The 11,524-nt window shown below is 67.9% G+C and carries 11 protein-coding genes; 7 read left to right on the top strand and 4 right to left on the bottom strand.

From position 1 onward, the window contains the following. The first annotated feature begins 480 nt into the window (after positions 1–480). Entirely contained in the window at positions 481–1,680 is a 1,200-nt protein-coding gene (locus ACI38Z_RS06380; RefSeq protein ID WP_439789363.1) for an amidohydrolase, read from the top strand. Here the strand turns inward: ACI38Z_RS06380 and ACI38Z_RS06375 are convergent, their stop codons facing one another. Both ACI38Z_RS06375 and ACI38Z_RS06370 read right to left on the bottom strand, forming a co-directional pair. After that, positions 1,681–2,829: a pyridoxal phosphate-dependent aminotransferase gene (locus ACI38Z_RS06375; protein ID WP_439789362.1), complete on the bottom strand. Its 1,149-nt coding sequence runs from the start codon at positions 2,827–2,829 to the stop codon at positions 1,681–1,683. 211 nt (positions 2,830–3,040) lie between these two features. Beyond that, positions 3,041–3,760, bottom strand: a complete 720-nt coding sequence (locus ACI38Z_RS06370; protein ID WP_439789361.1) for a uracil-DNA glycosylase — start codon at positions 3,758–3,760, stop codon at positions 3,041–3,043. Between the two features lie 288 nt (positions 3,761–4,048). Between ACI38Z_RS06370 and bsh the strand changes: the two genes are divergently transcribed. From bsh to ACI38Z_RS06350, 4 genes are all read left to right on the top strand, one after another. Further along, entirely contained in the window at positions 4,049–4,996 is a 948-nt protein-coding gene (gene bsh, locus ACI38Z_RS06365; protein WP_439789360.1) for a choloylglycine hydrolase, read from the top strand. Between the two features lie 66 nt (positions 4,997–5,062). Beyond that, on the top strand, positions 5,063–6,610 hold the full coding sequence (locus ACI38Z_RS06360) for an efflux RND transporter periplasmic adaptor subunit (RefSeq protein ID WP_439789359.1): 1,548 nt from the start codon (positions 5,063–5,065) through the stop codon (positions 6,608–6,610). Positions 6,611–6,617: 7 nt separating this feature from the next. Continuing rightward, entirely contained in the window at positions 6,618–7,349 is a 732-nt protein-coding gene (locus ACI38Z_RS06355) for an ABC transporter ATP-binding protein (RefSeq protein ID WP_439789358.1), read from the top strand. Continuing rightward, entirely contained in the window at positions 7,346–8,563 is a 1,218-nt protein-coding gene (locus tag ACI38Z_RS06350) for an ABC transporter permease (protein WP_439789357.1), read from the top strand. Before ACI38Z_RS06355 ends, ACI38Z_RS06350 begins: the two co-directional genes overlap by 4 nt. 128 nt (positions 8,564–8,691) lie before the next feature. On the opposite strand, the gene nagB is transcribed toward ACI38Z_RS06350, so the two are convergent. Further along, positions 8,692–9,426: a glucosamine-6-phosphate deaminase gene (gene nagB, locus ACI38Z_RS06345; protein WP_439789356.1), complete on the bottom strand. Its 735-nt coding sequence runs from the start codon at positions 9,424–9,426 to the stop codon at positions 8,692–8,694. Between the two features lie 295 nt (positions 9,427–9,721). Here nagB and ACI38Z_RS06340 point away from each other — a divergent pair, with 295 nt between their 5' ends. Both ACI38Z_RS06340 and ACI38Z_RS06335 read left to right on the top strand, forming a co-directional pair. Then, positions 9,722–10,450 (top strand): GntR family transcriptional regulator, encoded by a 729-nt coding sequence (locus ACI38Z_RS06340; protein WP_439789355.1) that lies wholly within the window; start codon positions 9,722–9,724, stop codon positions 10,448–10,450. 17 nt (positions 10,451–10,467) lie between these two features. Then, the gene (locus ACI38Z_RS06335; RefSeq protein ID WP_439789354.1) at positions 10,468–11,145 is read left to right on the top strand and encodes a metal-dependent hydrolase; all 678 of its coding nucleotides are present in this window, start codon (positions 10,468–10,470) and stop codon (positions 11,143–11,145) included. Between the two features lie 19 nt (positions 11,146–11,164). Here the strand turns inward: ACI38Z_RS06335 and ACI38Z_RS06330 are convergent. Further along, a partial coding sequence (locus tag ACI38Z_RS06330) for a hypothetical protein (protein WP_439789353.1) occupies positions 11,165–11,524 on the bottom strand: 360 nt, incomplete at its 5' end.

Here is an 11,524-nt window from a genome sequence, read left to right as displayed (position 1 = left end):
TCGCTGTCACAAAGGGCGTCTTGCGTCCCATCTTGCCTCCCTATGCGGCCATCCTTTGCGGTGGCCATTGGCCACGGTCGCGTAGGGATAGCGCACCTGACTAGTGTCAGACAGTCCCAAGGGGTGTTCCCCCAAGGTCCCACCCCGCCTTCGTGCCCGTTGGCGGGATTCGGCGGATTTGGCCTCCTCGTGGGATCGACGCCTGCCGGCTAGCCCACGGATCTTCGTGTCCGCGCCTCTATCGTTGGGGGAAGTGTAGCCTTTACCCGTGGGCGCGCGCACGCTCGAAGCATTTCTGCCACATGTCGTTAACAATTGGGTCTCGGGGGCCGGAAACGCGTCCGTCCCTTGGTCGGACCGCGGCGGGCCGAGATTGTGACAAGTCTTGCGCTCTTTGATCGCCATTGCCATGCGGGGTCTTACAATTCGGCGGCGGGCAGGTCGGCAACGTGTCACATGTGAGGATAAGGGGAGTGACCGATGGCGCAGGAGACGAACGGCATCCCGGGATCGGGGGACGCGATGACAGGTGGCCCCTCTGATGCCATGAGGCTCGCACCCGAGCTGCGGAGGTGGAGGCGCGAGCTTCACCAGATTCCGGAATGCGACTTCGACCTGCCCGAGACCATCGGCTACCTCCGCGCGCAGCTCGACCGCATGAGCAGGCGCTGCGGATGCCTCAAGGTCTTCTCGCCGGCACCCTCCACGCTCTGCGCCCTGTTCGACCGCGGGACCTCCGGCGCCACGGCGCTCAGGGCCGACATGGACGCCCTTCCCGTGACGGAGGAGACTGGCGTCACCTTTGCCTCCAGGCATCAGGGGCGCATGCATGCATGCGGGCATGACGGGCACATGGCCATGGCCCTGGGTGCGTGCGCCTGGATGTCCGAGCACAGCGACCTTCTCCCCCGCAGCGTTCTCGTCGTGTTCCAGCCGGCCGAGGAGACCACGGGTGGCGCCCGCAAGGTGTGCGAGAGCGGCGTGTTCGGACGTCTGGGCGTGGACAGGATCTTCGGCTTCCATCTGTGGCCCGACCTTCCGGAGGCCCAGGTCGCGACGCGCGTTGGCGCGCTCCTGGCGGCGAGCAACGAGACCACGGTCGAGTTCCGCGGGAGGGCCTCCCACATCGCGAAGGCGAGCCAAGGTCGCGACGCCCTCCTTGCGGGGTGCCGATTCGTTCCGGAGGCGTATCGCTACATGGACGAGCGCGGCCTCGAGGAGCCCTGCCTGCTCAGGTTCGGCCACATGACGGCCGGGGAGGTGCGCAACCAGATTGCGGCCACCGCACGCGTCGAGGGAAGCCTGCGCACGTTCTCGGTCGCGATGGGCGAGCGCTGCAGGAACGAGCTGCCGCGCATTGCGGAGCGCGTGGCCGCCGGGCTCGGCTGCACCGCGCGGACGCACTTCAGCGAGGGATACCCACCTGTGGTGAACGACCATGAGGTCACCTCCTGGGCCAGGGGCGTGCTCGAGAGCGCGGGGATAGCGGTCGATATGGTGAAGGAGCCCCTGCTCATAGCGGAGGACTTCGCCTGGTACCAACAGTGGCTGCCCGGTACGTTCTTCCTTCTTGGGACCGGAACGGGGATACCCCTGCATGCGAGCACGTTCGACTTTGACGAGAGGGTCCTTGTGCGCGGCGTCGACGTCTATCGAAGCCTCGTGACGGCGGACCTGTAGCTAGCCTCTCAGATCGCGGAGGAAGCCCGCGAGGCGCTTGAGGCCCTCCTCTAGCGTGGCGTCGTCGGTTGCGTAGCTGATGCGCACGTGGCCGGGACAGCCAAAGACGGAGCCTGGAACCACGGCGACCCCCGCCTCGCGTATCGCCCTCTCGCAGAACTCCTCGTCACTGGTGCAGAGCCCCTCGGTGCTGGGAAACGCGTAGAAGGCACCCTCGGGCTCGACGCAGGGGAGCCCCATCCGTTTGAGCGCGTCGAGCGTGATGGCGCGACGCGCTCGGTAGCGCTCGCGCATGGGCGCGGTGTCCGTTGCCAGTGCCGTCACCGCCGCATCCTGCGTGAAGGAGACCTCGCAGGAGACCGCGTACTGGTGCACCTTCGCGATTTGCGAGACGACCTCCGGCGCGGCGGTAAGCCAGCCCAGGCGCCATCCCGTCATGGCCCATGGCTTGGAGAAGCTGTTCACGACGACGGTGCGGTCGGAGAGCTCTGGGTGGAGCCTCGCGAACCCATGCCCGCGCAGCTCGTCGCTGTAGACGAGCTCCTCGTACACGTCGTCGCAGACCACGTAGAAGTCCCTCTTGGAGGCGAGCTCGGCGACGGCGTCCAGGCTCTTCTCGTCAAGGACGCAGCCGGTCGGGTTGTTTGGCGAGGTGAGGACGATCACCTTCGTGCGGGGCGTGACGAGCCGTGCGAGCCTCCCCGCGTCGATCTGGAATCCGTCCTCGGAGGTGTCCAGCGTGACCACCCGCGCGCGTGCCAGGAGCGCTATCGACTGGTACAGGACGAACGCGGGCGTGGGGACGATGACCTCGTCCCCGGGGTTGAGGAGCGCCACGAGGGTGCTGAAGAGTGCCTCCGTTGCCCCGTTCGTCACGATGACCTGCTGCGCGTCGACCAGAAGCCCCGTGTTGGAGCACCGCGCGGCAATCGCCTCGCGGAGCGCCATGGTGCCGTTGTTGGGTGGATAGTGGGTCTTGCCCTCGTCGAGGCTCCGCGACACGCACCTGCGGATGCTGGCCGGCGTGACCTCGCCAGGCTCGCCGAGCGTGAGGGAGACGCAGCCGGGCGTCTGTGCGGCGAGAGCGGAGAAGCGCCTGATCGCCGACGGCTTGAGCTCCCCGAGAGCGTCGTTGAGTTCCAGTGACATGCCCTGCCTCCCCTCGGTCGCGACGCGATTGCGCCGTGCGTATGCGTCGGGCGTGATGACCCAAAGTGCGAACGTTTGTTCTGTATGTGACATTATGAGTCCGTGGCGGGCCCTTGTCCAGTGAATTCTCGGCCTCGAGCCAAGAAAGTTTGCTGGTAGGAAGCGCGGTTTTGCCAAAGCGAAACGCAAGGGGCCCATGGTGCCTTGCGGGTCACGCCCAGGCGATGGGCTCCTCGCCGTGCGTCAGCAGGAATGCGTTCGCCTGCGAGAAGGGCCTGGACCCCATGAACGGGACGAGGCCTCCGCCCGCGCGGTTTGCCGAGAGCGGGGAGGGGTGCGTGGACGTGAGCACGAGCTTCTGGCCAGCGAGGGTGCCGGCGGCGCGCGCGTCGTCAACGGCAGTGGAGACGAGGCTTGCGGCATGACGGCCCCATGCGAGGTAGCAGATGGGCTGTGGGAGCTCGACTGTGCGTCTGACCAGGTAGTTTGTGAGGACCTGCCAGCCGAGCCTCGCGTGGGAGTTCGCGGCGTGCTCGCGCACCGTGAGCGTGGTGTTGAGCAGGAGGACGCCCTGCCGTGCCCAGCCGGTGAGGTCTCCCGTGGCGGGCGGCTCGCAGCCAAGGTCCGCCGCGAGCTCCTTGTAGACGTTGCGCAGGCTGGGCGGGAGGCGCTGGCCCTCGGGCACGGAGAACGAGAGGCCCATGGCCTGGCCGGGCTCGTGGTAGGGGTCCTGCCCAAGAATCACCACGCGCGTCGCGGCGGGTGGCGTGAGCTCGAGCGCGCGCAGGATGGCGTCCTGGGCGGGGTAGATGGTCTGCTCGGCGCGGAGGTCCCGCACCCGTGCGAGGAGCTCCCGAGTCTTGGCGGTCACCTCCGCCGGCGCGTCCGCCAGCCAGAGGTCCATGTTGGTCGTGCCCTGAGCGTCGTCCATCCCAACCTCGCAATCCGTTGCGTTGCTAACCCAGCCGACGGTAGCAGGAAGCGGCAGCGGGGTAAAGCCCGCACAGGTCGGTACCAGGACCATCTGCGAGGAACGTACCGCCTGCAAGCTGGCACGTGGCGTACGTCCCGGGATGTCTGGTTTTTCTCGCCCGAGGGACGTACAGTCTTTCTTGCGAATCCTTGATTCGCCGTCAGGTTCGGCGGGGCCGTTCGTGTTATATATGCGTGCGCCGCGGGGTGCCGCGCGGCCGTCGCCGCGTCATCGGAGGGAGTCATCATGTGCACGGGCGTCAGGTTCACGGATGGCAAGGGCAACATGTACTTTGGGCGCAACCTCGATTGGAGCTGCTCGTACGGCGAGCGCGTCGTCATCACGCCGCGCGACTACCGCACGGAGTCGCCGTTTGGCGCCGTGGAGCCCTCGGACATGGCCATCATCGGCATGGGCATCGTGGAGGGCACGACGCCTCTGTACTTTGACTGCGCAAACGAGAAGGGCCTCGCCGTGGCCGGTCTCAACTTCCCGGGCTACGCGTCCTACGCGGCCGGACCGCGCGAGGGCGCCACGAACGTGGCCGCCTACGAGTTCCCGCTCTGGGTCGTCGCGGGGCACCGGACGGTGGACGAGGTCGAGGCTGACCTGGCCGACGTGGTGATAGTCGACAGGCCCGTGAGCCCCAAGTTCCCCTCGTCCATGCTGCACTGGATCGTGGGCGACGCCACGCGCTCCATCGTGGTTGAGCAGACCGAGGCTGGGCTCCAGGTCTTCCACGACGACGTGGACGTCCTCACCAACCAGCCGGGCTTCGCGTGGCACGCGGAGAACCTGCGCAACTACCTCAACGTCACGAGCGACGTGCCCGGCCCGCTCTCGTGGCGCGGGCAGGAGCTGACGGCGTTTGGCTCGGGCGGCGGCATGCGCGGGCTGCCCGGCGACTACTACTCCACCTCGCGCTTCGTGCGCGAGGCCTACCTCAACGCGAACTACCCCACGCAGGAGGGGGAGAAGGCCAACGTGAGCAAGATGTTCCACCTGCTGGGCGGGGTCTCCATGATCGACGGCGCCGCGCGCATGACCAACGGCGAGTTCGAGCGGACCGTCTACACCGGCGGCATCTCCACGCGCACGATGACGTACTACTGGTCCACCTACGACGACCCGGCGATTCGCTCCGAGGCGCTGTTCGACCACGACGTGGACGGCAAGCACCTGCTGGTCGAGTAAGTCACATCAAGGGCCTCGCGGCGGCGCGTCGCGGGCGCACGACCGACCCCCGGATGGGAGCAAGTCATGGCAAGGCTAGGTTTTGGCAAGTCCAACGAGGACGAGGGCAAGGGCGAGGCCGGAAAGGCGTCGCCCGCGGGCGAGAGGGACGAGGACTCCCGGGACGTGGACGCCACGCAGCGCGTGACGCCTCCCGTGCCCGTGACGCCCGCGCGCCACGTGCAGAGCGCCCTCGACGCGCCCGAGGCGGCCGCGAAGTCGCCGGGGGACACGCAGGTGGCCACCCAGGCCGAGGAGGACGCGGAGGGCATGCTCGCCTACCAGAGCCTCGAGCGGCACCGCAAGGAGAAGAAGAGGAAGCGCCGCGTCAAGATCGTGGTGGGCGTGTGCGCGGCGGCCGTGGTGGCCGCGCTCGTGATCGTGCCACGGGTGCTGACGCCCGAGGACGACGGGTCCTCGGCCCCCGCGACGGCGGAGGTCACGCGTGGCGACCTCACGTCGAGCGTGAGCGTGACGGGAGCCGCCCAGCCCGCGTCGAGCGTGTACGTGACGCCCGAGGTGGGAGGCATCGTGCAGGACGTTCGCGTGAGCGAGGGTGACACCGTCAACAAGGGCGACGTGCTCTTCTCGCTCAAGAACGACTCGCTCGACAAGGCGGTGACCGACGCGCAGCGCCAGGTCTCCGACGCGCAGGCGCAGGTCAACACCGCGCAGCGCGGGGTCGACAACGCCAACGCCGCCTACCAGAAGGCGCTTGCCGAGTGGAACGCCGCGCCCGACGCGGAGACCCAGGCCGGGCTCACGGACCCCGACAGCCTCTACGGCGACGTGCAGACCGCAAACGACAGCCTGAACAGCGCGAAGTCCGCGCTCGACTCCGCGAACGAGTCGCTCGCGGACGCGAAGGCCCAGGCGGCCAAGCGCACCGTCGTCGCGCCGACCTCCGGCAGCGTCGTGGCGGTCAACGCCAAGAACGGTGCGGCGTACGGCGACGCCTCGGCCGGCTCCACCACGAGCGACGGCACGGGCCAGTCGTCCTCGCAGTCGAGCTCGGGCTGGGCGGTGCAGATCGCAGACCTGTCGAAGATGCGCGTCGCGACCCAGGTGAACGAGGTCGACGTCTCGGGCGTGAAGGTGGGGCAGACCGCGGACGTGACCTTCTCGGCCATACCGGGGCTCGAGTGCAAGGCCACGGTCGAGAAGATCGCGACCGTGGCCACGGGCTCGGACTCCGGCTCCACGGGTGACGGCAGCGTGGTCACCTACGAGGTTGACCTCCTGATCGACCAGCCCGACTCGCGCATCAAGCCGGGCATGACCGCCAACGCCACCATCGAGACCCAGAGCGTGAAGGACGTGCTCATGGTGCCCGTCGCGGCGCTCCAGAACTACGACGAGGGCTCGGGCGACGCCACGGTGACCGTGGTCACGCTCGACAAGGACGGCAACGTCAAGAGGTCGCGCGACGTGGACGTCAAGGTGAGCGAGAAGAACAGCTCCGACGCCGCGGTCACGGGCGTCAAGGAGGGCCAGACCGTGAAGCTGACGGATGACGACTCCAGCTCGGGCTCAGATGCCGACGCGGACGCGTCCGGCGGCATGACCGCGGACTAGTGATGCCATGACTCCCGTAATCGACGTGAGGGGCGTGCACCGCATATACGACTCCGGCGGCGTGCCAACGCACGCGCTCAGGGGCGTGACGCTCCAGGTCCAGAGGGGCGAGTTCCTGTGCATCATGGGGCCGTCCGGCTCGGGCAAGTCCACGCTCATGAACATCCTGGGCTGCCTGGACACGCCAACCTCCGGCACGTACCTGCTCGAGGGGCTCGACGTGTCGAAGCTGGACGACGACGAGCTGGCGCGGATACGCGCCACGCGCATCGGCTTCGTCTTCCAGTCGTTCAACCTGCTGCCGCGCTCGACCGTTATCAGGAACGTGATGCTGCCGCTGCTGTACACGGACGTGCCGCGGGCCGACCGCGAGCGCCGCGCCTGCGAGGCGCTCGGCGCCGTGGGGCTTCCCGCGGAGTACTACGACCACCGCTCCAACGAGCTCTCAGGCGGCCAGATGCAGCGCGTGGCCATCGCGCGCGCCCTGGTGAACGACCCGGCGCTCGTGCTGGCTGACGAGCCCACGGGCAACCTCGACTCCGCCACGAGCGAGGTCGTGATGCGCACGTTCCTGAGGATGCGCGACGCGGGCAAGACCGTGATCCTCATCACGCATGACGCCGACGTGGCCGCGTGGGCGGACCGCTGCGTCCACATCCGCGACGGCAGGCTGCTCACGGACGAGCAGGAGCGCGAGCTCGTGGCGCGGTCCGCATCGCGTGGAAGGGGGCGCACATGAGGCTGAGGGACCTGTTGGGCGAGACCTGGGAGGCGCTCGACGCCAACCGGGGACGCTCGCTCCTGACGGTGCTCGGCATCGTCATAGGCATCAGCGCCGTGATCGCGATGACGGCGCTCATCGGCGGCGTGCGCCAGGGGCTCATGACCCAGATGGGCCTCGACCGCTCGCGCGTGGTGACCATGGGCGTGTACGGCAGCCAGCAGCCAAAGGTTGAGGACCTCGCCAAGCTGCAGAAGGGCATGCCCGAGTACGAGTACATAACGGGCAGCAGCATGGGCACGGGCAAGGTCGCGAGCGAGACCAAGAGCTCGGACGGCTCCATCACCGGCGTCGCGAGCCACTACTTCGACGTCACGGGCCAGAAGCTCGTGAGGGGCAGGGACTTCACCACCGGCGAGGACGACACCGCCTCCACGGTCGTGATACTCGACCAGTCGGGCGCCCACAACCTCTTTGGCGATGGCGCCGCCCTGGGCCAGACGGTCCGCATCCAGGGAATCGAGTACACCGTGGTGGGCATCCTGGAGGACGGCCAGATGAGCGACCCCAAGAGCGTGAACGCCTACGTGCCGCTCCACACCTGCGTCCAGAGGGTGACGGGATACGACAGCGTGGACTCGCTGGCGGGCATGGTGCGCGAGGGCGAGGACATCGACTCCGTGGTGAAGGAGACCAAGTCGTACCTCACCTCGTACTACCACCTCACGGGGGAGGACGCCGACAACCTGTACGTCTCGTCCACCAAGTCCATGATCGACAGCTTCAACTCGGTCATGTTCGCCTTCCAGCTGCTCATGACCTCCATCGCGTCCATATCCCTCGTGGTGGGCGGCATCGGCATCATGAACATGATGCTCACCAACGTGACGGAGCGCATCCGCGAGATCGGCCTGCGCAAGGCCTTGGGCGCGCGCCGCTCGGACATCACGCGGCAGTTCCTGCTCGAGTCCGTCTGCCTCACGCTCGCGGGCGGGGCCATCGGCATCGTCCTGGGCTACCTGGGCGCCTTCGCGCTCTCCGGCGTGGCGACAAGCATGCTCGCCTCAGCGGGGAGCGACGGCGGCCTCTCGCTCACGATCACGCCGGTGATCGACCCCGTCGCCGTGCTCGTGGCCACGGGCATCTGCGTGCTCATCGGCGTCGTGTTTGGCTACTACCCCGCACGCCGCGCGGCGCGGCTCGACCCGGTGGAGTCGCTGCACTACCAGTAGGGGGCGTGGGCGCGCCCGCGGGTGCCGCGCGACCGGCCCCAAGAACATGGGAACACGAACAAAAGGAGAAGGACGCGACCACGTGGCCGCGTCCTTCTCGCCCGCGTATGCGCCGTGTCGTCGCGAGGCTAGGCCCTGGGGCACTTGGAGAGCGCCGCCTCGTCCGCGATGACCGTGCAGTTGGTGTGCAGCTGCAGGATGGAGGCGGGGCACTGCGGGTCGACGGGGCCGTAGCACATGCGATAGACGGCGTCGGCCTTCTCCTCGCCGTTGGCCACCACGAGGATCGAGCGCGCGTACATGATGGTCTGGACGCCCATGGTGTAGGCCTGGCGCGGCACCTGGTCCTCGCTGTCGAACAGGCGGCTGTTCGCCTTGATCGTGCTCTCGGTCAGGTTGACCATGTGCGTGCCCTTGCTGAAGTAGGGGCCGGGCTCGTTGAAGCCGATGTGGCCGTTGCGGCCGATGCCCAGGAGCTGCAGGTCGGGGTAGCCGGCCTCCGCCACCATGCGGTCGTACTCCCTGCAGGCCGCGTCCGCGTCGGGGTTGGAGCCGTCGGGCACGTGCGTGTTGGCGAGGTCGATGTTGATGTGGTCGAAGAAGTTGGTGCGCATGAAGTAGTGGTAGCTCTGGACGTCCTCGTGGCTGAGGCCGCGGTACTCGTCCAGGTTATACGTGGAGACCTGGCTGAAGTCCACGTCACCCTTGGCGCACCAGGCGGCGAGCTGCTTGTACGTGCCGATGGGCGTGGTGCCGGTGGCCAGCCCGAGCACGGACTTGGGTTTGAGGATCACCTGCGCAGATATGACGTTGGCGGCCTTGCGGCTCATGTCCTTGTAGTCCACCGTGCGAATGATCCTCATAGCGTGTCCTCCCTGCTTGGCCTGTGGTGCTTAAAACTAATACCAGTTGATTCTTCCAAGCTTGCGGCGACAGTGCCTTCCCGCACGTGGGCGCGTGCTTTGCACATGTGGCTCCGTGAGCAAAAGGCGAGAAAAACAAAGCCGTCAACTGCAAGTTTGCAAGGACCTCAACCGCCAATGTAGCGGAGCGCATAGCGAAAGGCAAGTCATTTCCCAAAGTGCACACGAGCGCCGTGTGAGGTAGAATTGGTATGAGGTACATACCAGTAAACCAACAAGAGGGGGAGGGCGGGCCATGGCGTCCATACGGCGAAGGCACTCGCTCCACAACCAGCTCTACGACGTGCTGAGGGAGAAGATCAAGAGCGACATGGCCCCGGGCGACGCCCTGCCCTCGGAGCGCCAGCTCTCCGAGAGGTACGGGCTCTCCCGCACGACGGTGAGGATCGCGCTGGCGGACCTGGAGGCTGCGGGACTCGTGGTGCGCCGGCACGGCAAGGGCACCTTTGTGAGCGATGCGGCCCAGGGCGCGACGGACCTCGCGCTCTGCTACAGCTTCACGGACGAGATGCGCGCCATGGGCAAGGTGCCGCAGACGCGGATCGTCTCGTTTGGCGTGGTGGACGCCACCAAGGAGGTGAGCTCGGCCCTGGGCGTGCGCCTTGGGACGCCGGTGTACGACGTCTTCAGGCTGCGCAGCGCGGACGGCGACCCCATGCTCCTGGGCCACAGCTACCTGCCGGTTGCGACGTTTCCCAACCTCACGCGCGAGGAGGTCGCCACGAGGTCGATGTACGAGATAATCGAGGGCGGCTACGGGCAGCGCATCGCCTCCGCGGCGGAGGAGGTGCGCGCGGGCACGGCCGTCGCGAGCGACGCACGGGCGCTTGGCATAGCCGAGGGCGCCGCCGTGCTCGAGATCGCGCGCGTCTCCACAAACACGCAGGGCGAGAAGATCGAGTACACGTCGTCCGTCGCGCGCGGGGACAAGTTCAAGTACCGTATGGTTCACCACAGGGCGTGACGGGAGGACGTGACCGGATGACGGGCAGGACGCACATGGCGGTTGGGGCAGCGGCGGCGCTTCTGGCGGCACCGCTCGCGGCTCGGCTCACGGGCGCGCAGGTCACGGGCGTGGCGCCGGTGCTCCAGGCGCTGCTCGGCGGCATGGTGGGCGGCATGCTCCCGGACACGGACGTCGCCACCAGCACCGGCTCCAAGGAGCTGCGCCGCGCGTGGGCGGCGCTCGCCGTGCTCGTGGCGTGCGGCCTCGCGTACGACCACCTGCATGGGAGCGACCTCGTCGTGGGCGTGGCCTCGCACTTCTCGTACGAGCAGATCGCGGGCGCCGCGGTCCTGGTCGCCACGTGCGCCGTGGGGCGGGCCTCCGGCCACCGCGGCTTCTCGCACTCGATCCCGGCGCTCGTGTTCGCCACGTTTGGCATGTGGATGCTGTGCAAGCCCCTCGCGGCAGCCTTTGGCGTGGGATACCTCTCTCACCTGGTGCTGGACGTCCTCAACAAGAAGGGCATCCGCCTGCTCTGGCCCATGCGCGCAAACGCGAGGCTTGGGCTCTTCGAGTCCGGCGGCGTGGCCGACTGGCTGCTCTTTATAGCGGGCATCGTGACCTGCGCCATCGTGGCTGCGGCGCGGCTCGACGCGCTGCCGGCCTGGATTGCCGGCCTGCCCGCCGCCGTGAGGGGCGCCCTGCCCTGGTAGCGCGCGGGCAGCCCGGGCGCTACCTCCTGCGGAAGCGCTTGAGCGGGTGCCTGGCGCGGTCCGCCATCTGCCTCTGCCTGAGCTCCGTGGCGTCTCGCCACTCCTCCGTCGCATCGGGGTGCTCGGCCGTCGCGCGCGAGCAGAGCACGTACATCAGGATGCCCAGGCCAAAGCTCACCACGGACACCACGACCTCGCCCACGGGGCTCGCGCCGAGCGAGCTTCCCGGCACCATCATGAGGACCACGTCCACAAACGAGAAGAGCAGGGGCACGCCCGCCCAGCCGCGCACCACCTGCGGCAGCTGGCTCACGTCCACGGCGGCCCTGATCGTGAGGCCGCACGCCACGAGCATCGCGCCGAGGCGTATGACGGCCAT

This window comes from Parafannyhessea sp., assembly GCF_051876455.1.
In the GTDB taxonomy this organism is placed as follows: Bacteria; Actinomycetota; Coriobacteriia; order Coriobacteriales; family Atopobiaceae; genus Parafannyhessea.
Note: the sequence above shows the minus strand (reverse complement) of the source record. Positions and strands in the feature narration are given on the sequence as shown.